The sequence below is a fragment of the Bacillus sp. es.036 genome (assembly GCF_002563635.1).
Classification (GTDB): domain Bacteria; phylum Bacillota; class Bacilli; order Bacillales; family Guptibacillaceae; genus Guptibacillus.
In genome coordinates, this window is the sequence record NZ_PDIZ01000001.1 from 1,872,130 (window position 1) to 1,895,653 (window position 23,524).

Annotated in this window: 23 protein-coding genes and 1 riboswitch; of the genes, 8 read left to right on the forward strand and 15 right to left on the reverse strand. The window is 38.9% G+C overall.

Features of this window, described 5'->3' with window-relative positions:
• Positions 1 to 15 precede the first annotated feature (15 nt).
• Positions 16 to 774, forward strand: coding sequence for a TrmB family transcriptional regulator (locus ATG70_RS09595; protein WP_098444090.1), 759 nt, complete (start codon positions 16 to 18; stop codon positions 772 to 774).
• Positions 775 to 921: 147 nt separating this feature from the next.
• Here ATG70_RS09595 and ATG70_RS09600 read toward each other — a convergent pair whose 3' ends face one another.
• The gene (locus ATG70_RS09600; protein ID WP_098444091.1) at positions 922 to 1,227 is read right to left on the reverse strand and encodes an AbrB/MazE/SpoVT family DNA-binding domain-containing protein; all 306 of its coding nucleotides are present in this window, start codon (positions 1,225 to 1,227) and stop codon (positions 922 to 924) included.
• Positions 1,228 to 1,496: 269 nt separating this feature from the next.
• Between ATG70_RS09600 and ATG70_RS09605 the strand changes: the two genes are divergently transcribed.
• Complete coding sequence (locus tag ATG70_RS09605) at positions 1,497 to 1,949, forward strand: MarR family winged helix-turn-helix transcriptional regulator (RefSeq protein ID WP_098444092.1); 453 nt, start codon at positions 1,497 to 1,499, stop codon at positions 1,947 to 1,949.
• Positions 1,946 to 4,591, forward strand: a complete 2,646-nt coding sequence (locus ATG70_RS09610) for an MMPL family transporter (protein WP_098444093.1) — start codon at positions 1,946 to 1,948, stop codon at positions 4,589 to 4,591. The genes ATG70_RS09605 and ATG70_RS09610 overlap by 4 nt, the downstream gene beginning before the upstream one ends.
• A gap of 63 nt (positions 4,592 to 4,654) precedes the next feature.
• Here ATG70_RS09610 and ATG70_RS09615 read toward each other — a convergent pair whose 3' ends face one another.
• From ATG70_RS09615 to ATG70_RS09630, 4 genes are all read right to left on the reverse strand, one after another.
• The gene (locus ATG70_RS09615; RefSeq protein ID WP_098444094.1) at positions 4,655 to 5,581 is read right to left on the reverse strand and encodes an aminoglycoside phosphotransferase family protein; all 927 of its coding nucleotides are present in this window, start codon (positions 5,579 to 5,581) and stop codon (positions 4,655 to 4,657) included.
• A gap of 15 nt (positions 5,582 to 5,596) precedes the next feature.
• Positions 5,597 to 6,970: a hypothetical protein gene (locus ATG70_RS09620; protein ID WP_098444095.1), complete on the reverse strand. Its 1,374-nt coding sequence runs from the start codon at positions 6,968 to 6,970 to the stop codon at positions 5,597 to 5,599.
• Between the two features lie 317 nt (positions 6,971 to 7,287).
• Positions 7,288 to 7,752: an NUDIX hydrolase gene (locus ATG70_RS09625; protein WP_098444096.1), complete on the reverse strand. Its 465-nt coding sequence runs from the start codon at positions 7,750 to 7,752 to the stop codon at positions 7,288 to 7,290.
• Between the two features lie 15 nt (positions 7,753 to 7,767).
• A complete protein-coding gene (locus ATG70_RS09630) occupies positions 7,768 to 8,325 on the reverse strand; it encodes a M15 family metallopeptidase (RefSeq protein WP_257147655.1) in 558 nt (185 codons plus the stop codon).
• A gap of 235 nt (positions 8,326 to 8,560) precedes the next feature.
• Between ATG70_RS09630 and ATG70_RS09635 the strand changes: the two genes are divergently transcribed.
• Complete coding sequence (locus ATG70_RS09635; RefSeq protein ID WP_098444097.1) at positions 8,561 to 8,830, forward strand: hypothetical protein; 270 nt, start codon at positions 8,561 to 8,563, stop codon at positions 8,828 to 8,830.
• Positions 8,831 to 8,832: 2 nt separating this feature from the next.
• Here ATG70_RS09635 and ATG70_RS09640 read toward each other — a convergent pair whose 3' ends face one another.
• Positions 8,833 to 9,543 (reverse strand): nucleotidyltransferase domain-containing protein, encoded by a 711-nt coding sequence (locus ATG70_RS09640; protein ID WP_098444098.1) that lies wholly within the window; start codon positions 9,541 to 9,543, stop codon positions 8,833 to 8,835.
• A gap of 367 nt (positions 9,544 to 9,910) precedes the next feature.
• The gene (locus ATG70_RS09645) at positions 9,911 to 10,783 is read right to left on the reverse strand and encodes an HAD family hydrolase (protein WP_098444099.1); all 873 of its coding nucleotides are present in this window, start codon (positions 10,781 to 10,783) and stop codon (positions 9,911 to 9,913) included.
• Positions 10,784 to 11,271: 488 nt separating this feature from the next.
• On the opposite strand from ATG70_RS09645, the gene ATG70_RS09650 reads away from it, so the two are divergent.
• On the forward strand, positions 11,272 to 12,510 hold the full coding sequence (locus ATG70_RS09650; protein ID WP_098444100.1) for an MFS transporter: 1,239 nt from the start codon (positions 11,272 to 11,274) through the stop codon (positions 12,508 to 12,510).
• On the opposite strand, the gene ATG70_RS09655 is transcribed toward ATG70_RS09650, so the two are convergent.
• On the reverse strand, positions 12,445 to 13,257 hold the full coding sequence (locus ATG70_RS09655) for a helix-turn-helix transcriptional regulator (RefSeq protein ID WP_098444101.1): 813 nt from the start codon (positions 13,255 to 13,257) through the stop codon (positions 12,445 to 12,447). The genes ATG70_RS09650 and ATG70_RS09655 overlap by 66 nt on opposite strands.
• A 317-nt stretch (positions 13,258 to 13,574) precedes the next feature.
• On the opposite strand from ATG70_RS09655, the gene ATG70_RS09660 reads away from it, so the two are divergent.
• On the forward strand, positions 13,575 to 14,111 hold the full coding sequence (locus ATG70_RS09660; protein ID WP_098444102.1) for a topology modulation protein: 537 nt from the start codon (positions 13,575 to 13,577) through the stop codon (positions 14,109 to 14,111).
• 87 nt (positions 14,112 to 14,198) lie between these two features.
• Positions 14,199 to 14,660: a hypothetical protein gene (locus ATG70_RS09665; protein WP_098444103.1), complete on the forward strand. Its 462-nt coding sequence runs from the start codon at positions 14,199 to 14,201 to the stop codon at positions 14,658 to 14,660.
• Positions 14,661 to 14,701: 41 nt separating this feature from the next.
• On the opposite strand, the gene ATG70_RS09670 is transcribed toward ATG70_RS09665, so the two are convergent.
• The 3 genes from ATG70_RS09670 to ATG70_RS09680 are packed head-to-tail and all read right to left on the reverse strand — an operon-like array spanning position 14,702 to position 18,023.
• Positions 14,702 to 15,133, reverse strand: a complete 432-nt coding sequence (locus ATG70_RS09670) for a GNAT family N-acetyltransferase (protein ID WP_098444104.1) — start codon at positions 15,131 to 15,133, stop codon at positions 14,702 to 14,704.
• The gene (locus ATG70_RS09675; RefSeq protein WP_098444105.1) at positions 15,130 to 16,365 is read right to left on the reverse strand and encodes an MFS transporter; all 1,236 of its coding nucleotides are present in this window, start codon (positions 16,363 to 16,365) and stop codon (positions 15,130 to 15,132) included. The genes ATG70_RS09670 and ATG70_RS09675 overlap by 4 nt, the downstream gene beginning before the upstream one ends.
• A 29-nt stretch (positions 16,366 to 16,394) precedes the next feature.
• Positions 16,395 to 18,023, reverse strand: a complete 1,629-nt coding sequence (locus ATG70_RS09680; RefSeq protein WP_098444106.1) for an SLC13 family permease — start codon at positions 18,021 to 18,023, stop codon at positions 16,395 to 16,397.
• Positions 18,024 to 18,309: 286 nt separating this feature from the next.
• On the opposite strand from ATG70_RS09680, the gene ATG70_RS09685 reads away from it, so the two are divergent.
• On the forward strand, positions 18,310 to 18,987 hold the full coding sequence (locus tag ATG70_RS09685) for a hypothetical protein (RefSeq protein WP_098444107.1): 678 nt from the start codon (positions 18,310 to 18,312) through the stop codon (positions 18,985 to 18,987).
• A 72-nt stretch (positions 18,988 to 19,059) separates the two neighbouring features.
• Here ATG70_RS09685 and ATG70_RS09690 read toward each other — a convergent pair whose 3' ends face one another.
• The 4 genes from ATG70_RS09690 to ATG70_RS09705 all read right to left on the reverse strand — a co-directional run bounded on the left by ATG70_RS09690 (position 19,060) and on the right by ATG70_RS09705 (position 23,302).
• Complete coding sequence (locus ATG70_RS09690; RefSeq protein WP_098444108.1) at positions 19,060 to 20,367, reverse strand: Na+/H+ antiporter NhaC family protein; 1,308 nt, start codon at positions 20,365 to 20,367, stop codon at positions 19,060 to 19,062.
• Positions 20,368 to 20,432: 65 nt separating this feature from the next.
• A riboswitch (SAM riboswitch) is annotated at positions 20,433 to 20,536 on the reverse strand.
• Positions 20,537 to 20,710: 174 nt separating this feature from the next.
• Complete coding sequence (locus ATG70_RS09695) at positions 20,711 to 21,550, reverse strand: alpha/beta fold hydrolase (RefSeq protein WP_098444109.1); 840 nt, start codon at positions 21,548 to 21,550, stop codon at positions 20,711 to 20,713.
• Between the two features lie 151 nt (positions 21,551 to 21,701).
• On the reverse strand, positions 21,702 to 22,031 hold the full coding sequence (locus ATG70_RS09700; protein ID WP_098444110.1) for a YolD-like family protein: 330 nt from the start codon (positions 22,029 to 22,031) through the stop codon (positions 21,702 to 21,704).
• 14 nt (positions 22,032 to 22,045) lie between these two features.
• Positions 22,046 to 23,302: a Y-family DNA polymerase gene (locus tag ATG70_RS09705; RefSeq protein WP_098444111.1), complete on the reverse strand. Its 1,257-nt coding sequence runs from the start codon at positions 23,300 to 23,302 to the stop codon at positions 22,046 to 22,048.
• Between the last annotated feature and the right edge of the window lie 222 nt (positions 23,303 to 23,524).

A 23,524-nucleotide genomic window follows, 5' to 3' on the forward strand; every position in this document is an offset into this window, starting at 1 on the left:
AAGGAGAATAGTGACATGCTACAGCAGTTTGGATTTACGCAATACGAAAGCCAGGTCTATGAAGCACTTATTACAATCGATGAGGCTCTCGACGCCACTGCCATTGTCAAACGTTCAGGTGTTCCACGATCTAAAGTGTATGATGTTCTGCGGCGTATGAGTGAAAAAGGAATGGTATTGGAATCAACAACAGAAAAAAAACGGCTCTATGCTCCTCTTCCACTTGAATCAGCAATTAAGAAACTTCAGCGTGACTTTAACGAAAATATAACCCAATTAAAGACAATTCAATCTCGTGAAAAGAAAGCTGATGATCGTGTGTGGACACTTAAGGAAGAACAGTCCATTCACTCCCTCGTCTCAGAACTCCTTCATTTATCATCTACTTCGATTATCTTTTCTGGTTGGTCGGATGATATTGAGCAACACCTTTCTATACTGGAGGAAAAAGAAGCTGAGGGGATATCTGTGGAAATTCATACAATAGGAGAGATACATTCTAACCTTAAAAATGTTACTACACTAATACCAGACACAGATCACCAAAAACTGGAGCGAAGTCGAATTGTCGTCATTGATCATCATGAAATTTTGTTTGCTGGAATTGAAGAAGCGAATTGGCAAGCGATCCATACGAAATCAAAACCACTCGTTACTTTCTTCACTGAATTTTTCTATCATGATATTGCGCTAACAGAAATCACCCGAAAGTTTGGATCCACCATGATGGAAGATCCCCACATTCGAGATGTACTATTGAAATTACGTTATTGACGGTGCCCTACTATCTTATCAAGTAAAATTAACAACGCTTCTTATGGAAGACATGACGCACATGCCCTTAAAGACTCCTTCCACTTCTACACCTTCTAACTTCAAAAAAATCCCCTTCCATGATTATGGAGGGGATGTAACGATCGCTTATTCGGCATTTAGCATTTCTTCTCTTTTCTTACCTAATTTCATTTCCAATTCTTCTTGTAGTAAAGCCATCCCTTCTTGACTGAGCACAATGTTACCATTTCCGAAAGTTTGGTTATCGTCTAGAATTTCACCTGTAATCATACAGGCCATGTCTGCTTGATACTTCTGTAATATGACCTTGTTTTCACTTGTGAAAATTTCAATAGGATCTTTCACATTAATATCTAACGTACGTCGCAGTTCTTTTGGAATGACAATTCGGCCTAGTTCATCAATTTTCCTTACCACACCAGTGCTCTTCATCCTCATTCCTCCCTTTCGTTTTAGCGAACGTCTCTCTATTTCTTTTATCATAATATTGATAACATTTTAATGCAACGTTTATTGTTCCAAAATTCTGTAAATTTTCATTATTTCTTACTATTTCACAAGACTTTCCTTTTAATCCTACTCCTTCACAATATTTAGTTGAAGTTCGCTACCTTTTCTCCATAACCTTTAATAGTTGCAACCATCTTCGTTTAGGGGGTAAACTAATAATGTTTAGACGGTAAACTAGTGGAGGTAACTAAATGGATAAAAAATTATGTGAAGCCGTTGAGCTTTTTGAAGAAGTCATTATGTATGGAACTGAGCGCATTATACGATCTTTCGAACATCAATTATTTGAAGAATACTCTTCTGAACAGCTCCAAATGCTTCAAATCATCTCGAAATCTGGTCGTATTTCACCTGGAAAACTCGCAGCCTTACAAGGTGTACATAAAAGCGCAATTTCCAACCGTCACAAAAAACTTGAAGCGAAAGGACTTTTAACGACGGTCGATTCAGAAAAGGATTTAAGAGGAAAAGCGATCACGCTTACGCAAAAAGGGAATGATGTTGTTGCTTTATTTAATGAAGTTATCTATGAACATGTCGAAAACATCGTATTAAATGATTTTCACGAAGAAGAAATAAATGAATTCTTGCGTATCTTTCGCAAGTTAAGTTCAATTTTAAAAACAGAAGGAGATGCAAAATGAGACAAATTTTAAAATTCAAATGGCCAATTGCTATTGCGCTTATTGCGCTAACCGCCGTTTTGTTTATTTTTTCCCCAAACCTTACAAAACAAGCTGAAGAAGCCGGAACGTTTCAACTACCAGAAAACGCTGATTCTAAAATCGCAGCAGACTTACTAGAGGAAGCCGGTGCGGGAGATGAAACGATTTCTGTTGTGTTTACTTATGATCAACCCGTCGAAGATAAAGCGCAACAGACGGTTTCTTCTATTGCAGAAGAACTTGAAGGAGAAGGATCCCTCATTAAAAGTGTGCTCGATCCTTTTGAAAGTGAAGAAATGACGGAACAACTCGTTTCTGAAAATAAACAAACGGTTCTATTGCCTATTACGGTGGACGGCACGGATGAAGAAGTGAATGATTTAGCAAATCGTATTCGGGAAGACATGCTTCCAGATGATACAACGGCATATGTCACAGGAGAAGCGATCATTAATCACGATGTGAACGAAAGCGCCCAGAAAGGTCTTGAGCGTACTGAAATAATAACTGTGGCTTTAATTTTCGTTTTATTACTTGCTGTTTTTCGTTCCATTACAACTCCCTTTATCCCATTATTTGCAGTTGGTATTACGTATCTCCTTAGTCAATCGATTGTTGCGTTTCTTATCGATTGGATTGGTTTTCCTGTATCCAATTATACGCAAATTTTTCTAGTTGCCGTCTTATTCGGGATTGGCACAGACTACTGTATCCTCTTGTTAAGTAGATATAAAGAAGAATTAACTGAGGGGCATTCTGTTGAAGATGCGATTGTAAATACGTACAAGACGGCCGGACGTACTTTATTAATTAGTGGATTAGCCGTTTTCATTGGTTTTGCTGCGATAGGCTTTGCTGACTTCCCTATCTTTAAATCTGCTGTTGGGGTTGCTGTCGGAATTGCTGTCTTAATGCTCGTTTTATTTACAATTGTTCCATTCTTTATGGCATTGCTAAAAGATAAGCTGTTTTGGCCATCTAAACAATCAGCGTCTCATAAAGATAGTAAACTATGGACCAGGTTCGGTCGTTTTTCTATAAATAAACCGATTTGGTCGATGCTCGTTGTTGCCGTTATTATGGTTCCACTCCTTTTCACATACGACGATCAGCTGTCGTTTAATACTGTAAATGAGATTGGTAGTGACTATGAATCTGTGAAAGGCCTTGATGCGATTGAGGAAGGCTTTGGTAAAGGAGATTCGCTTCCTGTAAAGGTGATCCTTCAGCAAGATGAAGCGATTGTAACTGAAGAACTGCTTCCTTATATCGAAACAATCAGCAATGACATTGAGAAAAATGAAGACGTGGATTCTGTTAGATCAATTACAAGACCTGCCGGAGAGGTTATTGATGATTTCTATATTGATTCACAACTTTCCCAGGTTGCCGATGGTCTAAATGAAGCAACTAGTGGACTAAATGAAGTTCAAAGCGGATTAACAGAAGTACAAAACGGATTGGACCAAATTAACGGTCAAATCCCTTCTGGTAGTAACGCTGGAGGACTTGAAGAGGCAGTAAACGGATTAGGGCAAGTGAATGATCAGCTTGGTGCCATATCACAAGGGCTTCAACAATCACAAAATGTAGTTGCAGCTTCAGAGCAGCTCGGTCAGGTTCAACAGCAACTTGGACAAATTCAACAAGGGCTTGCTGGTGCCTCTTCCGATCTGCAAGGTCAGTCAGGTCAGGTTTCTGAACTAAGCGGTGGCATTTCGGATCTATCAAAAGGTGTTGGGTCATCAATTGATGGACTGAATGAAATAAAGAACGGCTTACAGGACGCAGCAGATTTGGTAACCAATATGGGGAATTCGAACGCACTTCGAGACACGGGTGTTTTCATTCCAGAAGGTACGCTTGATAATGAAGAGTTTGAACCAGCCATTGAACGGTATGCGTTCGATGAACAAAAGGCCGTTACACTTGAAGTGATCTTAAACGAAGATCCTTATTCAACTGAGGCCATTCAAACCGTTCGTGAAATAAAAGAGACCATCTCACGATCAATCGACGGAACACCACTTGAAGATGCTACTGTTGCTTATAGCGGGGTTTCAAGTATTAATAGCGACTTATCAGACATTTCAACGAGTGATTTTACAAGAACGGTTATCATCATGCTTGTTGGTTTATTTATTATCCTAACTGTCCTTTTCCGCTCCATGATTATGCCGATTGTGATGATTGGATCACTTCTACTTACGTACTTTACATCAATGGCGATTTCTGAATTAATCTTTATTAATCTACTAGGCTATGACGGAATAACGTGGGCCGTTCCATTCTTTGGTTTTGTTATGCTTATAGCGCTTGGAGTCGACTATTCAATTTTCCTACTTGACCGATTTAATGAAGAAGCTTCGATTGGCATTATGGAAGCCATGCATCGATCCATGGCTAAAATGGGTACGGTTGTCATCACTGCTGCAATTATATTAGCAGGTACATTTGGTGCAATGATGCCTTCTGGTGTACTAAGCTTAATGCAAATTGCTACAATTGTTATTACCGGATTGTTACTTTACGGTCTAATCGTTCTACCTCTTCTCATTCCTGCTGTTGTGGTATCATTTGGGAATGGCATTTGGTGGCCTTTTAAACCTAAAAAACGATAAGTTTCACCATACAAAAGCTCAGAGCGAACCGCTCTGAGCTTTTTAAATCTATTTACCACTACTTCATCTCGCATACTGGCCTACTTCTATTCCATACGTTTTTATATACAACTTCTCAAAAATCTCAATCATTTGATAAAAACGCTTATTATAGTTATCGCCTTCTACTGTCCATGATGTAGCCAGTACCGTATGGCAATAGCCCCAAAGTAGGAAACGCTCCTTATCTAGATTAAGATCCTTTGTTAAGATGTCTACCCGGTTTTTGGTTACTTCATAGACGTCTTTCTCCGGAAGCCGATTCAAAAGAAATTGAATCAAATCATACTCAACTTCCCCTATTAACCCTTTTGGGTCAATTGCAATCCAAGCGTTTCCTGAAGCAAGTACATTGTAGTGATGAAAATCTCCGTGTAATAACTTGTACTGAGCGATTGATTGATTCAGTTTTGTAAAAAGGCTTAGTGAAGTCCTAAGGACATGCGAAGAAAGTGGTCCATATCCATCCACATTCTGCACTACAGTATCTCGAAGCGACTTCTCTCTAACAGCTGTTGTTTGAATCCGAGTCTTACTAGGAGCAGGTATAGAGAACTTTTTCATCACTAATCCAGCCTCGCGACAGGCTTGCTCATCGTTTTCTACTGTCGCAAGCGTGTGACCAGGAGATAACTTTTCTAAAATGATAATACCTTTTTCTTTATCAAAGGCAATAACTTTAATCATCCCATGATGAGTAAACAAGCGCAAAGATTCCAGTTCATCAAGAAAGTCTGCTCCGGGTATACTTAGTTTCACCACAACTTCTTTTCCACTCTCCAGCTTAGCTGGAGCAACATAGTTGATCGAGAGATGATAAGGATCCTCCATTTTCAGAGACCATTTTTGTTCACAATAGCGGATGATTTCCGGTAATTTCTGTAGCCATACTTTTCCTTCTTCCTTAAAATAAAAACAAACGGATTGAACAAACTGCTCTTGAAACTTCATTCTACACCTCCCCTTCTAATAAAGAAATAAAGTACAGTATGCGATCAAAACGCCGATAAAACCACACATCAAACTATACGAGATGTTTTTCAAGACAATTTTATAAGGATTCATTTTCAACCCTACGGAAGTTAGTGTAACGATAAGGCCATAAGGAGCTGATGGAACGGTTGCGATCGCGCTACTGGCGAGCAGAATCGTTAACGTAACAGAAGGAAAAGCACTTAACAACAACTCACTTACGCCGCCAAAGATCCCCATTGTTGCAATGGGATGAACGCCTAATAATGTCATTATTAAAAAAGTAGCCTGTATGAAAAGCATAATGTAAACTTGATGCCCTTCAAGTGCCACAAGGGGGTCCTGTAAATATCGTAGGTATGGAGACGCGTTTAACGTTTCTGTGAAAAAAGATAGCGTTAGCAGTAAAACAATGAAATTATGTAAATGGTTTGTTTGCCTTTTCCAATTGGGCCAGCCAATTTGAAAGAAACTTCTTTTTCGTTTCAACAATAATGCCCAAATGTACGCAAAGGGAAAAAGGGCGATCGTAACGGCAAACAAAAAGTTGAATTGAATAACATTGGTTAAAAAAACGACAACCATTAAGAACAGAACCAGCGCCACGATAAATTCCATTAACTTCTTCTTACTACTTGCTCCTAACTTTGTAGGCGTCCCAACCTCTTCTACCACTTCGTTTCGAAAGGTGATTTTTCCAATAATAGAATCAAGCGCAAAGCCTAATAAAGCAATAAGCAACATCCAAGGTAACACTTCTAAGTAATTAGCATTTGTAATAAAGATTGATGTAGCGAGTAAAATTTCCAAAGGACTCCAAAGTAACGCTAGAGAATACCCCCTTAACGTCGACATGGCGATAAAACGGTTTCTGACGTTTGTTTTGGATTTTTTTAATTGATTTTTTAACAGATCTTGAGAAATGGTTGCGGACGATAAATTCAAAAAGGCAGCCAAAGAAACCATAGTCGCTTCTCCCCGCACATATAAATCTCCCATTTTCTTCACATTGCCCCCGAGTAATGTTTGCAATAACTTATTATATCTCCCGGCTTTTACAACGCTATTCATCCATGGAAGCATGGATAAAAGAAACAACAACCCTATATTCTCTGCGAAAAAGGATGGAATCTTAACGATACTAATATCGCTTGAAAAATAAAAAAAGCCTCCTGCACTTAAAAGAATAGTGCCAAGTATTTTAAAAACACGATCCGCTTCTTTGAAATTAATGACGATCATCACTATTGCTAATAGTCCAATTGTTGTATAAAGAGAAGCGTTTGACCAAAAGAGGTGGATCACATCCAATAGAAAAACGAATAAATAAAAAACGTAAATATGTTGAAACAGTCTAGTATTCCACATGTTATTCTCCTATCCTATAGGCGAACGATGAGAGAATGTGATCAGTTCGTCTACTTTCCCGTTGTTAGTTTGCTTCCCTTATCCTATCGATAACCTCTCAAACTTTCAAGAATGCAAAATTCTTAAACTGCTAAAAACTCTTTTTAAGCTAATTGATGATCTCAAACACTGAGCATTCTTTGTCTTTACTTTGTTTAAACGTAATCAAAAAAAGTACCGCCCGATTTAACGGACGGTACAAAAGGGGGAAAATTATGTTAGTTTAAATTTACCCCTTTTTGAAATACCTAAACCTTTTTTTCTAAAAATCTTTTCATTTATTTCTCGCTTATGATTTGACTCCTGTTTCTAGTGACAAACTCTTTTGATTCCTCGTGTTCTAAAAGGCTTAATAACGCTTGTTCATGAACAAAACAAATTTGATTAATTTCTTTGTCATTCGCTTCAAGGTCCTTACCGTCGCCAACATATTCGAAATGAAACATCGTCGTTATTTGGTTATAATAACCGATTTTCGTTTGAATGTTTTCTGGAAATGCAAATGAGATCGTTTCATTAAATCGCTTCTTTAACGTGTAGGCGACGGATCCCGTTTCTTCTAATAACTCTCTTCTCATTGAAGCTTCGACTGTTTCATCTTCGTCTTCAACGCCACCTTTAACGAAATCCCACATTCCATTTTGAAGCTCTTTCCCCATTCTGGTGTTTATCGTGACTTTGCGAACGATGAGAAACCGGTTTTTGTGCGTAACAATTGCCCCAACAGCCTTCCTAGTTTTCATAACACTATCCTCTCGCTAGTTTGTCGCATACTCACTTTCACTAGGTCTTTGACCATTTTGCAATTGGCGCATCGTTAAACCAAAATCCATTTGTAAGTGAGGATAGTCTTTAAAACTACTCCAGTCTCCTCCCCAATCAAAACCAAGATCTTTCGCAATAGCGACTACTTCCATCCAATCTGATTTTCCATTCTCGTTATCGTCTCGCTCCATATCCCATACAACATCACCATTATCTAACTTCAAAGCAAAATCGATCGCTAGACCATAATTGTGATAAGAACCGCCGCCGGCAACATTTGTAACGACTTGTCCTTCCGTTGACCGTCCTTTTTCATAAAGAGCATCCTGTTCTTCTTTCGTTCGGTGTGCAGCTGTAATCACAATCTCAACTCCCTTTGCGGCAGCTCGATTGATCAACGTATCTTTTGCTTCACTTACCGTTGGATTAAGCTCCGTTGGCAAAGGAACATCCTTTTGAATAAACATTCCCTCTAGATCTTCCTTGAAGTTGATGAAGATAAGACCAATTCCTATTATGAAAAGGAAGGTTATTAGATTGAATCCTTTCAAACAGAAACCTCCCACCTTATTAATCTACTATTTTGATCATAACATAGGTGGAGGTAAGCCGTTCGAAATGGAGGCTTCATAGAATTTGTAAGCTTCTCCACAGTGGTTTACATTATTCTTCTTAAGAAATCAATATTTTCGTTTCGTCACTCTGCATACCGCTAACAGCCCAACCCTAGTATAATAAGGAGCACATAACCGCTTTTTATCCAATCCCTAGCAAAAGGAGACGCTTATGAAAAGATTAGTAATTGCAAATTTTCTTCTTATAATCTCTCTTATTTATCTTATTTATCGTATTACGAAACCAAATTTATATCTGCCTGCATTCTCTATTGAAGCAGAAAATCCTGTTGAATTGACATTAACTACGCTTACCATCGATACTGGTTTCGTTACCGGTAACGCCGGCTCTATCTACTCAATTTGGTTAAGTCCAATCTACCTTCTTATTTTAATCGCATGCGTCCTAACGATTTCTCCTTTGATTTCCAGGAAGCGATAAGACTATTTCCCTAATGAAAATCCTTCAAACAAGCGACCACCATATGGGTGTAAAGCGTCATCAACGAACGTAATGACGCTTTCCTTTTCACGTGTTTCATAATAATGATCAAACACTTGGACAAACCTATCCGCCAGTGTTTGATCATAATTTCTTAATGCACGGACAATCCATTTAGATGAGCCGATCCACTGTTTATTCGTACGAAGAATGAATTCATGAACTTGCTCTGCAAGAGTAGCTGCACAGCACATTTCTTCCCCTCGATCGGTAGCGCCAATAAAATCTTCTAGTACATCTGTAAGAAAATAGCGTTTTAGCGTCATCTCGTTTTCTTCCCATGGAGACGGCCCCTTTTTCAGGATCATTCTCGCTTCATCCTGAAGTACTTTTGCCTTCCCCTTGTCATTAAGGATGACGCCTTCAGACACCATTTTCGGAAGTGATGGTTTTGCTCGGATGCAGTCACTTTCATAATAGGCATAATAGCTTTCTAAATTATGAACATACCATTCGACCGGCCACCCCTCATAGAAAAAGCTCTCCCGATACGAAACAGTTACCGACGAATCAAAGACGACTATATCAAGATCAGATGTAGCTGTCGCTTCCCCTCGAACAACGCTTCCAGCTAGAAAAGCAGCCTCACATTCAGGGGATCTCGTTTGTACTAGCTCCTTAGCTTTAGAAACAATGAGTTGTAATGAGTCCATTTTCCAACCTCCATTTCGATTTTTTATATTTTGAGGAAATAGTAAGCCAAGCTTAGGTAAAAACGATAGCTTTATTATCCAAATAACTAATAGAATGACAGCTAAAGCAAGCCAGAAAGTACCCCTACTAGTTTTTCTTTTATAGTCAAAAGACACAATCCTACACTCTCAAAATGCAACTAACTTTAATTGAAATCTTTGTTAACGTATCTCGCAAAAATTTCTAGTGCTCCCCTACCAATTATTTCAAATCAGTAGGGATATCTCAATCTTTTTCACGTAAAAAGGAGCTTACCTTATTTAAGATAAGCTCCTTTTTATTAGAAGAGAGATATATAGCTTTTTTTGCTTTTGACTCAGTCTTGCTTCATGTGCTTTTTATTGACGATGGAACGATTAAAGACTTTAAATAATGATAGACTCCATCATCATCACATGTAAATTCCGTTACATCGTCGACGATTTCTTTTATTTGGTCCGATGCATTTTTCATTGCTACTGCATAATCAACAAACTGGAACATCGGTAAATCGTTGTTGCTATCCCCTACCGCCAACGTTTCTACATCCGACAAATCAAAATAGTGTAACATTTCCTTAATTCCAGTGGCTTTGTTCACATTTGCTACCATTACTTCAACATTATGAGCAGAAGAAATTGAGGTTGTAAAATCGATATCTTGCTTTATTTTTTCTAACTCATCTTTCCATCGATTGATATTCTCTTTCTTTCTAGCGAAGAAATAGAATTTAGAAAACTTATTTCCTTCGATCTGACTTTTCCAGTCGATAGCTTCTTTGATCGCTTCTTGACGTGAAAGCCATTCATTAAGCCCAACACTTTCTGGCTTTGGATCTTTAACTTCATCTTCCATAAATATACGATCTTGTTGTAAAGCGATACGGTCCGCTCCATATGGGAAAAGTTCATAATAAACTTTATGTTCTCTCGCTTTTTCGATAACCTTTTCTACTAATTCAAGAGGGAGTGAATGTTCAAATATGGCCTTACCCTCAACATACCCGGCCATTCCATTTGAAGAGATGATCCCATCGACCTGGAATCCATCTGGTACAAGATCGCTTATTTCATCTGCAGCTCTGCCTGTCGCGATAAAAACATAGAGTCCATTATTTCGTAACTCATCAATAATTTGTTTCGTAAGTCCACTTACCTTGTTGTTGTGATTTAAGATCGTACCGTCCATATCTAAGAAAATAGCCTTTGGCTTTGTTACCATCGTGACTCCCCTTACTGTAATAAATTCTACTTTTAATTTTTTCACATCTTATATCTCACTTTAATAGTAACCAGTATTGTTACAACTAGAAGCCAATTGCAATTGGTGTTTATCAACAAATAACATGTTACTCCTCTTCTAGTAACCTATTCAAGTTTTTGATACCAACTTTCATAAATTGGCACCTTAGGTTTGATTCGTTATTTCAATTTAAAAGAGCCTATCTGATAGCAGATAAGCTTCAATCTAATGGTGAACGCAGCTAATGGAAGTGGAGCATTAGAATTTTTGAGAGATATATTAAGGAAGTTAGATGTCCTAAAAGTAAAGAACTAGAAGAGTGGTATAGTTTATTGCAATCCATCTCTTATTAATGAAAACCCTTATTTAAAATATGCTTCTTCATATAAATATTGTCTCTATTTATAGCAATAATCAGACAGAAGCTCACTTTATTTCTTCTTAAAATAAGGGATGAGGTGATAAAAATGTACAAAAGATTATGGCGAAACAAAAATATACGGTATTACTTACTTGCTGGAGGAATCTCTCGACTTGGCGATGTTCTTTCCGGAATGGCTTTTTTATTTTTAGCGTACGATTCAACTGGTTCCAATCTTCACACTACAGGAATGGCTATGGCTGAGACCTTACCATACCTTCTTTTTGGATTAATAGGTGGTGTTATGGCTGATTGGTTACCTAAGAAAAAATTATTAGTCTATCTGGACCTAGCTCGCATCCCATTCATTCTTTCTATCGTATTTTTGCATTATTTGGATGCACTTACTTACACATATCTATTAATCGTAAGCTTTCTGATCCAGAGTATAGGATGTTTCTTTAACCCGACCCATCGATCTGTACTACCTTCTATAACGACGGAAGAAGAACGAACGAATGCGAACAGTTTATATGATACATTAACTCGAGGAGTAACGGTCTTAAGTCCATTTATCACTCTATGGTTATTAAACACCTTTGGTGCTATACACTTTTTCACCTTAGACGCAATAACCTATGCTGTTAGCGCCTTTTTCATCTTTAAAATACACTTGAAGAACCCTAAACCACTTGTTAATAAAACGATTAGAGGTGTGTATCGCTCAATTCTCGAGTTTACCTCTTGGGCGAAGGCGCACTCTACTGTCAGACAACTATTTCTTTTTACTTTTGTTACGGTTTTTTTCAACACCTGGGTGTGGGAAGTAGGACTTTTGCTTGCATTATCAGAAATGAGTGAACAAAGTGAAGAATTATATAGCATTTTACAAGGAGTATTTGGTGGCGTTGTTATTTTCACAAATATCGTTTTGCCCTATTTGATTAAAAGAATGACTCTTCGCCTCTACTTAATTGGAGCGTTGATTTGGGGTACAGGAATTACATACTACGGACTCTTATATGATATTAAGCATTTCTTTATTGGTTGCGCTATCGTAGGTATAGGGCTGCCTATTGCTGGACTAGCTCGCGTCTGTCTTCTTCAGACACTTGTGCCAGAAGAGAAAATGGGGCGCGCCTTTAGTTCCAATGCTGTCTTATTATATTTTTCTAACACCATTTCCTTAGGAGTGTACGGATTCTTAGTCATGTTCATTTCAATTCAACACTTAATGATTGGTAGTGGGTTACTCATTGTCATTCTAAGTATTGGAGTTTTACTTATTAAAACCGTGAATCCGGCGAAATTCTGTTGGCGTCTTCCAATACATTTTCTTAAATAACTGGTTATAAGAAGAGACACTTTTAAACCCATGATTAAGAGCGATCGAAAGAATTGAGTCATTGGAATGTAATAAGGCGTATTGACTTCTTAATAGACGGTATAGTTGCAACCAAGAATAAGGAGAGAGACCTAGCTCTTCTTTAAAAAGGTGAGCAAATTGATATTTATTTAATCTTGCAACCTGGGCCATCTCGTCCAGTGTCCAGTCCTCGCTATAGCTTTCTTTAAGGGCATTTGTAACATCATTAATTATCGCTTTACTACTGATACTTGGAAAGTCAATTTGATGAGACCCTGCACCATATTGAAGCATCATAATGGAAAGCTGGGTCAAGCTGTTATCTAGAAAAAACTGATTGGTAATTGATCCAGCCCCTTCATTTAGCGATAAGAAATCTCTAACAAAAATCATCCATTGTCTTATTTGAGGATGTTTATAAGAAAGCAAAGTAAATTCAGGGGATGTTGCTGTAATGCCTAATTGATCAGCTGTCTCTTGTAACAAAGATTGCTTTATCTCCACGAGAAATTTCTCATTTGTAGCCCTAAGTTGTTTATGATCTTCATATGGGTTAAATATTAGAAATTCTCCTTTATCAATGGAGATGTCACCATGATTTGTTTGATAAGATCCTCTCCCGAATGGAGAAAAGATTAATTTATAACATTCATCACTTCTCCAAATCCGCTCACCTAATTGGTCATTACGGATAAGTAATAGCCCGTTCTCGTTATCTAGTATCATTAGTTAAGCTCCTAGTACAATAATGAGTTTTCATTCGTTTATGACAATAAACCCTTCACTTAATTATGAGACCTTGGGAACATACTTTAGAAATTCCTTCTACATCTGATTCACTTATCAATACTTAATTCTAATTTTAACATTTTACGGAATCTGCTTTTTTCAAAATCCGGAATCAGCTTATTGAAAGCTGATTTTAGAACTAACGGTTAAAACAAAAGTACGTTATCTCCTTATTTCACAAAGCAATTCTTACTTATCCATTCATTTTTTGGTAAACTTTTGAAGGAACGCACTACCTTAAGGGAGGCACGAATGTGAACCGGATTATGGTAATGGGCGCTTCAGCAGGAGCAGGTAAATCGACATTTGCAAAGAAACTCGGTGAAATTCTAGACTATGAGGTTTACCACCTCGACGCTCTGTTTTGGAAACCGGGTTGGATTGAAGCGAGTCTTGATGAGTTTCGCACTTCCCAGGAGAAGATTGCTTTAACTTCTAGATGGATTATCGAAGGAAATTATAGCAACTCCCATGATATCCGAGTGGCGCAAGCTGATACGATTATTTACATACATGCCCCGCGACTCCTTTGTCTTTATCGGGTTTTAAAACGCTGGATCACTCATATCGGGAAGACACGATCTGATATGGGCAAAGGGTGTAACGAAAAAATGGAATGGTCTTTTTTAACATTTATTTGGACAACCTACTATCCTCGTAAGGAAAAGATGAAAAAGAGATTTGAAGAGATTCAACAAACTTCTCCCGAAAAAAAGATTATTCTTTTACAAAACAAATCAGAAATAGCGAATTTTCTTCATGAACTTCAGACAAATCATACAAATTTGTGAGAACCCATGATAAGATAAAGTGCAGTACGTTTGAAACCTAATTTTACTGTTTAAACTAGAAATACTACTGAAGCACATGGAGGCATTATGCTAACTTTTGAAGAAAAACTAGAGATTATTGAATCATCCTTTCCTGAACTGACCCGAAAAGACGTTTCGCTTGGACGTGTGAACTTTCACTATGAAGAAGCGGTTATCGATAAGAAAAATGTTGTTTATCATCTTCATCCGAATGGGAACGGCTATGTATTTGGCGACCTTATTGAAGGATATCCATTAGATGAAAGAGGTATGGTTAACATTCGTGATTTCTCAAGCAATGAGCTTCGAAAAATCATAGGTGAGTCCATCCAGTCTCTTTCTGTCCTTCCTGGGTCAGACATCGAAATCCAAACATGGGTAAACGATGAAGATCAAACGCTTGAATTAATGTACGAGCCTGAACTCGAGCTATGGAATGTCTACGCTGGCGATATTCTTGATGGCACATTCCCTTCTCGAAATGAAGCGGTTCAATACCTTGATGAAGAAGGATTTACTAGAAGATAATGTTATTAGCCTTCCGCTTTTACGCGGAAGGCTTTTTTTATTTAGCCAAGCGACTTATAAAACCCTGTTGATTTTCCCAAATAACCACACGCTTCATAGAATTGATGTGCAGCTCTTCGTTCTTCGCGGTTCCCACTGTTTAACACAACTGTGGAAGCCCCTTTCTCATTGGCCAACTTCTCAGCTTCACGAATTAACTTCCTTCCGATTCCTTGCTGGCGATATTTTTCTGCTGTTACCATCGTAATAATTCTTGCGATAAGAATATTAGCGACATACGAACGTTCATAATGCATGCCAAGCATCCCTACTAGTTCCTTTTTTTCTTCGACTACAAGGGTGACATACAGATCGTCATTCATAATCGGTACCAGTCGATCTTGCACTTCATGTACAGATGTTTCATAGCCCATATCTGAAAGTAAAAGAGTGATTCCTAGCTCATCACCCCTCCTCGCCTGCCTCACGTTCATCTTGCCTTCTCCTCTCGTAAATCATTATTTCGATATCGTTTTGAAACTTGTTTTTGTGAAAACATTGCAAGGAGCGGTACGACGAGCACAAGCAAACTTACTACTCCACCCCACCCAAAACGGTCCCACAATACACCAACACCTGAACTGCCTGCAGCGACACCTGCATAATAGCTAATTAAATAAAAGCTTGAGGCTCCACTTTTGTGATGTTCGGCTGTCTTAGCTACGGAAGCAGATGCCATTGAATGCGCGATAAAAAAACCAGCACAAATGATGCAAAGCCCAATCATGACAAACGTTATTGATTGATGAATGGTTAGGACGACTCCTACTAGTAGTGTGAATAGCCCGATGATCATCGTTCGTCGAAGACCGATACTTGAAGAAATTCTTCCAGCAATGGGAGGAGAAACCACCCCAAGGATATACGCAAAATAAGTAAACGATATCCATTTCAACGAAAGTGTAAAAGGTTCTGCTTCCAAGTAGAAGGGCAAATAGGTCCAAACACCTGTAAAGATCACTTGAATGAGAAAACCAAGTGTAAAGAGAGACAACAATCGCCTGTCTTTAAGATGGACGAACATTCCTTTCATATCATGAATCATACTTCTACTCCCCCCGTTAAAAAAACGAGAAGCAGGCAAAAGCAAGTAAAAACACACCGTTACGACAAGTCCAAAAGTCGCAAGAGAGAGCAAACTTATTTTCCAGCTATATACATCCGTCAAATAACCTGTTGTAACGCGGCCGCTAAGGCCTCCCATTGCATTACTAGCAATGTAAATACTTGTGGCTAGGCCGATGTTGTAAGGCTCAACTTCATCCGCTAAATAGCCCATTGCTGATGCTGGTATACCTGCAAGAAAAAATCCCTGGACACATCGAAGGATTAAAAGAAGTAGAAACGAATTCATCAACGGCATTAGAAGTAGTAATCCTAGAACAAAAAGCAGCGATACTTTCATCACCAATGTTCGGCCATAGCGATCTGATACAAACCCAAGAATAAGAAGACCGGGAATCATTGTGATCACCGGCAAAGACATCAGTAGACTTGATGTTGTAGGCGTTATTTGAAATTCTTTTACAAATATAGGAAGCAGCGGTTGAAAAGCATATAAGGAAGAAAAAATCAGCAATGCCCCGCAACCAAGACTAGCTGCTGCTCGCCAAAACCCTGCATCCTTTGATGTATAACGCTGCTCCCTATTTACTTGATCGACCACTGTATCATCACCTTTATTCTTTTATCTGTTTATTTAAATTTAGTAGGAATTTGCGTTAGATCGATGCCCCACACGATTGGCATATAAAAATAAATCGCTACCGTGATGATTACAACAGATGTTGCGTTAAGCCAGAACCCTGCTCGTGCCATGTCAGGAATCTTTAAATACCCCGACCCAAACACGACTGCGTTTGGTGGCGTAGCAACTGGAAGCATGAATGCGCAACTTGATGCAATGCCTGCCCCAATCATTAAAGCATACGGATGTACACCAATCGCTGCTGACAAAGATGCCATTATTGGAAACATCATTGTTGCTGTCGCCGTGTTCGATGTAATTTCTGTTAAGAAAATAACGAGCGTCGTGACAAGAAGTAAAATAACAAATAAGTGGATACCTTCAAGAATGGTTAGCTGCTCACCAATCCACTTCGCAAGTCCTGATTCTTGAAATCCAGAAGCAATTGCGAGTCCGGCCCCAAAGAGTAAGAGAATCCCCCACGGCAACCCTTTCGCGGTATTCCAGTCCAACAAAAACGATCCTTTGTTCGAAGGTGCAGGAATAAGAAACAATAAAACCGCTGCTGTCATCGCAATAATCGTATCATTGATGTTTGGATTAAGCTCACTTAGAACAAATGAACGACTAATCCACGCAAGTGCTGTTAATGAAAAAATCAATAAAATAACTTTTTCTTCTACCGACATTTTTCCTAGATCAGTCTTTTCCTTATTGATAACTTCTTTTCCACCTGGTAATTCTTTAATGTTCATTGGAAAAGCCATTTTCACTAGGTAATACCAACATCCAATTAAAAGTAAAACGGTTAACGGTACACCAAACATCATCCAGCGAGCAAATGAAATTTCAATGCCATAAAGTTCATTCACAACTGCTGCAAAAATGGTATTAGGTGGCGTTCCAATTAATGTCGCAAGACCCCCAATCGAAGCGCTATAAGCAATACCTAACATAATTGCTTTTCCGAAATTAAATCTCGGAGCTCCCTCTTCCGTATCCAGATCAAGCTGTTCTGACACCTGATAAATCACCGCAAGTCCAATAGGTACCATCATCATAGCGGTTGCGGTATTTGAAATCCACATCGATAAAAAACCTGTCGCCGCCATAAAGCCAAGTACAATTTTCTCCGTACTCGTTCCGATTGCTGATATAATAAAAAGAGCAATGCGTTTATGTAAATTCCATTTCTGCATTGAAAGCGCAATCAAAAAACCACCCATAAAAAGAAATATCGTATTGTCGCCATAGGCAGATGCTGTTAAATCACCTTCGAGTGCACCCGTTAGCGGAAATAGGATGAGTGGCAAGAGAGATGTTGCAGGGATCGGGATAGCTTCTGTTATCCACCACGTTGCAATCCATGCGGTACTTGCTAATACGGCCAAACCAGCTTCCGAAAGACCGTTCGGATGAAAAAAGAGCATAAGACAAAGAAATAAAGCCGGCCCTAAAACTAACCCAGTTATCTTTCTCTTGTCGTAGGCTGGCCCAGGCCCTGATGTAAGCGTAGGATTTTTTTGTGAACTTTGGGAAGGGATTTCAGGCGTGTGTGAAGAAGCGAATGTTAAGAGATTCTTTGCACGATGATGTTCTTTCCAAAAATAACTCCAAAATAGACGGGCTTGTTCCATAGTGATACCTCCTATCGTTCATTTCACTCTAGTGTAGGATTCGTCAGGTACACCTGTCAATATTTTCACAATTTTGGGTATATATTACTCTTTTAAGAAAAGGACTTTTGCTCGATTATTGGTTTATCAATCACATTAACGCTTTCAAACCCCCTTATATTTCCAATAAGGGCGAACATTATAAGTTGATGGTGTGATTTTTAATAATTCAAACAATATATTACAGGAATTAGCGTTTCAATTCGATTGACAACAAGTTGCTCAAAATCGATCCAGGGGGTATATGATGAGAAAGATACAGCAGACGACCATTAATTCGGTTGTAAAATATGGACAAACGAAGCTTCCAAAATCAGCGAATACAGAATGTCCTGAATGTGGAAATGATGCCTCATTTCAATTGAAATTTGATTATCAAATTAACCAGGCCGTGTTCTCAACGCTTTCTCGCTGTTCCATTTGTAAAGAAGCGGTGCTCTTCATTCTAATTAAAACTTCTCACGGTGATCGAGGTGAGGAAGTCGAACTTTTTGTTCATCAAACGTCCTTTACACGTGAACCACTCGGGAGACTAACGAGTTCTGCTCGACTGCCTGATGACCTTGAACGTGTTTACCGCTCTGCCGTAAATGTACATAATATGAAAGACTGGACGGCAACAGCTGTAATGGCTAATCGCGTCCTCGAAAGCATTACCGGCAGTTTTCTAGCCGAGAATGAATTAGGACAGCCGCTATCCAAACAGCTCGAAACGCTGGCAAAACAAATTGATTTAGAAGAACCGATTGTAAAGTTAGGTCAGCTTCTTGGAAAAGGAAGTAATCTGAACGATCTCCTTTGCCTTGAAAAAGCGACTAGCGAAGAAACCGCAAATCTTATTATTGATCTACTTGATTCATTAATTGAATACTTATATATTCTTCCTCAGCGAATTATTCATCTTCAAAAACAAATTGAAGGATAATAAAAAAACAGGTAGCTCATCGTGAGCTACCTGTTTTTCTTTATCTCGTTTATTCTCATTTAAAAGTTACTTCTAACCGTTTGCTTCCTCTTTCTTTTGAAAAGAGGGATAGTTAATGAAAATCGCAATCACTCCAGCAACCGCAATAAGAATAGGATAAATCGAATATGGTAAGAGGGCAAGTGGCGAGATCGATGCAAGTCCTGCAACCGCTAGAACCTGAGCACCATATGGGAGCATCCCTTGAATACTGCCTGAGAAAATGTCTAGAATACTAGCTGATTTCCGTGGATCAACGCCATACTTTTCAGAAATATTCTTCGCCAGCGGTCCACCCATGATGATTGAAATCGTATTATTCGCTGTCGATAAATCAAGCACACTAGCTAGACCAGCTATACCAAATTCCGCTCCTCGACGTGAGTTTACTCTACTTAAAATCTTATCTAGCACGTATTGAATACCGCCATTATGCTTGATCACTTCGATCATACCACCGATTACGAGGGCAATCATCGCAAGGTCTTCCATTCCTTTAATCCCTTCTGTAACGGTGGAAATAAGTCCACTCATTCCAAATGAACCGTTAAATAGACCCACTATTCCAGCAAATAGCGTTCCGCTCACAAGGACAACAAGAACATTAACCCCAGCGATCGCTGCGATTAGAACACCTAAATATGGAAGAATCGTGATCAAATCAAAAGCACGTTCTCCACCAACTGTTGCCTGTTCTCCCATCGTTAACACGCCATATATAACGGCAGTGACAATAGCAGCAGGCAATACAATAAAGAAGTTTACTTTAAATTTGTCTTTCATTTGCGTATTTTGTGTTCGAACTGCTGCAATGGTTGTATCTGAAATCATGGAAAGATTATCACCGAACATCGCCCCACCAATAACTGCAGACAAGGCAAGTGCTGGCGCAACTCCCGTTTGTTCTGCGATTCCAATTCCAATCGGTGCAAGGGCTACGATGGTTCCCATTGACGTTCCCATTGAAATGGAAATAAAACATGCAATCAAAAATAAACCAACGATTAACAAATTCGCCGGAAGAATGGATATTCCAAGATTCACAATCGAATCAACCGCGCCAATTTTTTCAGCGGTTCCAGCAAAAGCTCCTGCCAATAAGAAGACAAGAATCATTAATATAATATTGGTATTTCCTGCTCCTCGGCAGAACACTTCCACCTTCTTCATAAAGTTTTCTTTTCGATTCATCGAAAGAGCTACACCCGCAGCAATTAATGAAGCAAGAATAACCGGCATGCTATAAAAATCCTTTGTCACAATCGCTGTGCCAATAAAGAGCACAATAAAAATGCCAAGAGGAAGTAACGCCAGACCATTTCCTTTAATTTCTTTTTCCATTCTCTCTATCTCCTTCTACTTTTCTATAGCATAAAAAAACCCACTTCAAGAGAAGAGGGCTTTTGCTCTTATCTCTCAAGATTTCTCTTGCTGGAAGCAGCACCTTTCTGAATATCAGAGGTTGCTGAAGCTTCTTCGGGCCAGATCCCTCCACTTCTCTTAATAAGAAATATGCAATTATTAATGAGCATAAGCTCAAATTTTATTTGAATTCACAATCGAACGAGATTTACTTTATCATGCATGATTCTGCTGAGTCAACTCTTTCTACCTGCATGAAAATAAACTCCTTGCTTAAAGGAGTTTATTCAGAGAATTCTCTACCATTGACACCAGCCTTTATTTAACGAGTTAAAAACTGTTCTATGTCTTTCATAATCGATGCTGGTCGCTCCTCAGGAAGAAGATGACCAGTTTTCTTATAGACAATCAGCTCAGCATTTGGTAAGTCGCTGCTTAAACGTTTCCCAATTTTCAATGGCACAACTCTGTCATTTTCTCCCCATATTAGGAGGCTCGGTGTATGAATTTGTTTTAACTCCGCTTCGGACAGGTCACCTTCCCGATCACGGATCATACGAACCAACGATCTAAAAATCCCTTCGTTAAAGAAGGGTTGAATATAACCATCCATCATCTCTTCATCGATAAGCGCTGGGTCATAAACACAATTGAGCAAATTCCCCCTAACTCCTTTTCGATAAAGCCAGCGTTTTAAGTAGACAGAAAAGAAAGGTAAGTAGGATGTATAGACGAGACTCTGTTTGGCTTTCTCGAGATATCCTGAGCTACATAGCAAAATATTTTTACTCACAAAATCTTCTTTTAACGCTGATGCTCTCATAGCTACCTGTCCGCCCATGGAATGCCCGATCATGACCGTGTTTTCAATCGAAAGTCTTTCCAATAGCTCAACAACGACCTCTGCATAATTTTGGTAAGAGTGAACAAAGTGATGAGACTTCTCGCTTTTCCCAAACGGCGGGAGATCGATTGCAACAACGGTGTAGGCCTTTGTTAATAATGGAATTAGTCTTCTAAAGCTGAAGCTTGAAGACAAAAAGCCGTGAAGCAGGGTTATAACTGGGCGATCAACTGCTTCTTCATTTCTGTAATACTCATAATGAATGTCAATCCCTTTAATTTTCTCCGTATTTTCTTTTAAATTTTGAGCTAATAACATCTGTCATCTCACTCCGGATTTTGATTTTGCTTATTCTGATGATAGTGGTTTTCCAGTCAAAAATGTCTTGGCAAAGTTTGCGTTATACGTATTTTACCCCAATCAAGAAATGAAAAACTTTTTTACCACCCGGAGTGTACATCCATTTTTTTCATTCTAATTCAACGTGAACAAGGTTCAACAATTTAACGTTTCTCTTTTGATTCTTGTGGTCAATGATGCGTAGCTCCTTCGTCAATGGCTCGATATAATGAACGTAGCCATTGAGGACGTTCGTTTCACCGTTTTTAAAATAGTGAAAGCGCAGCGGCCAATGGAATTCCATAGCCTGGCATATCACTTCATTCATTTCCTCTATTTTTTGCTCATCAAGCACAGGCTTTTGATTTCTTTTCTCTTCTTCTTTCCAATCACGTAGCTCTTTCACATGCTCAGGTAACATCATCGATGTCCACTTTATATTTCCACGATCACGAATCACGTATCATCCCCCCTTTATGCTTTATGCCCACCTACAAGTTTACTTCTGTGTAAGGCTGTACCAGCTTTTGTGTATGAAACAGCGCGTAGCAGAGCATCCGATCCGTATTTCTCTCTAATGGAATCCATCACATAGCCAAGGTCTCGCTGTTTCGGTCGCTCAGTATTAAATAAATCCAGCTGTACTTCCTCGTCATTACTAATATTCGAAAGAGTGATCGAAATTTTCCGAACTGTTTTTTTTTCATAAAACTCCTCAAATAGCTGTAGACATACGCGATAGACTTCAAGCGTAATCGCGGTTGGACTAGTGATACTCCTTGAGCGGCGAAAACCTCCGCCACCTTCTTCTTTACTATAACTAATCCCAAGACTAATCGTACGACCTGCTTTTCCGGCTCTTCTAGCACGTCTTGCCACTTCTTCACTCATTTCAAGAATCACGTGTTGAATTTCCTTTTGATCATGATAATCTCTTAGCAGGATCTGACTTTTTCCAAAACTAATCTGGCCCTGCATAATGGGCGCGCCCATTTCGGAAAGATCAACTCCCCACGCGTGATGATAGAGCTGATTCCCCATAACACCGAATTTCTCTTCTAATAAGTGAAGCGGATAATGGGCAAGCTGCTTTACATTCCGAATACCCATTCTGTTTAGCGTACGTTCAACGCGGGCTCCAATTCCCCACATTTGACTGAGTGGGGAAAGCGGCCACAGCTTTTTAGGGATATCTTCATATGTCCACTCAGCTACCCCTTTTTCTTTCGCTTCAAGATCAAGACAAAGCTTTGCCATTAAAAGATTGGGTCCAATTCCAATCGCACTTGGTAATCCAAATGTTTCACTTATTTCATTTTTTATCTTATAAGCTACTTCAAATTTATCTCCCCATAGTCGTTCTGTTCCATCAATCTGCAAAAACGATTCGTCAACACTGTACGTATGGATACATTCTGATGGCACATAACGATGAAAAAGCCTCGTTATTTCCATTGACTGTCTCAAATAAGAAGACATTTTTGCGTTAACAATATGAATTCTTTTGTCATTTGGGATTTCAAACAACCTGCTTCCTGTACGAATGCCAAATTCTTTTTTTAGTGCTGGAGAAGCCGCAAGCACAACGCTCCCCTGTCGTTCTACATCACCAACAACAGCAAGGTAACACGTAAGCGGATCAAGTCCCATCTCTACTGCTGAGCAGCTGGCATAAAAACTTTTCATATCAATACAAAGGATCGTTTTTTTTGGAAACTGTGAATAGTCCATTCGTATCCCCCTTCCTTCCATCATAACAGAACGTTTGTTCTTTTTATCTATACCCTGTATTTTACTCGAATATACGTTCCCTTTACAATAAGTACTTTCTTCCAATGAGAAAACGTCTTGACTGACCAAAGTTCATTAAAGGTAACGGGAGGAAGGAAAGACGTCTTTTCATATGCTTTGGTTATTTATCGTCTATTGAGTGTGAGAATACCTAAGCCTATT

Excerpts from the sequence above, each read along its gene's own strand:
- ATG70_RS09695 (WP_098444109.1), bottom strand. The coding sequence starts at position 21,550 with ATGTTATTAGCTCAAAATTTAAAAGAAAATACGGAGAAAATTAAAGGG.
- ATG70_RS09640 (WP_098444098.1), bottom strand. The coding sequence starts at position 9,543 with ATGGACTCATTACAACTCATTGTTTCTAAAGCTAAGGAGCTAGTACAA.
- ATG70_RS09655 (WP_098444101.1), bottom strand. The coding sequence starts at position 13,257 with ATGATACTAGATAACGAGAACGGGCTATTACTTATCCGTAATGACCAA.
- ATG70_RS09670 (WP_098444104.1), bottom strand. The coding sequence starts at position 15,133 with ATGAACGTGAGGCAGGCGAGGAGGGGTGATGAGCTAGGAATCACTCTT.
- ATG70_RS09690 (WP_098444108.1), bottom strand. The coding sequence starts at position 20,367 with ATGGAAAAAGAAATTAAAGGAAATGGTCTGGCGTTACTTCCTCTTGGC.
- ATG70_RS09705 (WP_098444111.1), bottom strand. The coding sequence starts at position 23,302 with ATGGACTATTCACAGTTTCCAAAAAAAACGATCCTTTGTATTGATATG.
- ATG70_RS09635 (WP_098444097.1), top strand. The coding sequence starts at position 8,561 with ATGAAAAGATTAGTAATTGCAAATTTTCTTCTTATAATCTCTCTTATT.
- ATG70_RS09605 (WP_098444092.1), top strand. The coding sequence starts at position 1,497 with ATGGATAAAAAATTATGTGAAGCCGTTGAGCTTTTTGAAGAAGTCATT.
- ATG70_RS09650 (WP_098444100.1), top strand. The coding sequence starts at position 11,272 with ATGTACAAAAGATTATGGCGAAACAAAAATATACGGTATTACTTACTT.
- ATG70_RS09620 (WP_098444095.1), bottom strand. The coding sequence starts at position 6,970 with ATGTGGAATACTAGACTGTTTCAACATATTTACGTTTTTTATTTATTC.
- ATG70_RS09645 (WP_098444099.1), bottom strand. The coding sequence starts at position 10,783 with ATGGTAACAAAGCCAAAGGCTATTTTCTTAGATATGGACGGTACGATC.
- ATG70_RS09665 (WP_098444103.1), top strand. The coding sequence starts at position 14,199 with ATGCTAACTTTTGAAGAAAAACTAGAGATTATTGAATCATCCTTTCCT.
- ATG70_RS09685 (WP_098444107.1), top strand. The coding sequence starts at position 18,310 with ATGAGAAAGATACAGCAGACGACCATTAATTCGGTTGTAAAATATGGA.
- ATG70_RS09595 (WP_098444090.1), top strand. The coding sequence starts at position 16 with ATGCTACAGCAGTTTGGATTTACGCAATACGAAAGCCAGGTCTATGAA.
- ATG70_RS09600 (WP_098444091.1), bottom strand. The coding sequence starts at position 1,227 with ATGAAGAGCACTGGTGTGGTAAGGAAAATTGATGAACTAGGCCGAATT.
- ATG70_RS09615 (WP_098444094.1), bottom strand. The coding sequence starts at position 5,581 with ATGAAGTTTCAAGAGCAGTTTGTTCAATCCGTTTGTTTTTATTTTAAG.
- ATG70_RS09680 (WP_098444106.1), bottom strand. The coding sequence starts at position 18,023 with ATGGAACAAGCCCGTCTATTTTGGAGTTATTTTTGGAAAGAACATCAT.
- ATG70_RS09625 (WP_098444096.1), bottom strand. The coding sequence starts at position 7,752 with ATGAAAACTAGGAAGGCTGTTGGGGCAATTGTTACGCACAAAAACCGG.
- ATG70_RS09610 (WP_098444093.1), top strand. The coding sequence starts at position 1,946 with ATGAGACAAATTTTAAAATTCAAATGGCCAATTGCTATTGCGCTTATT.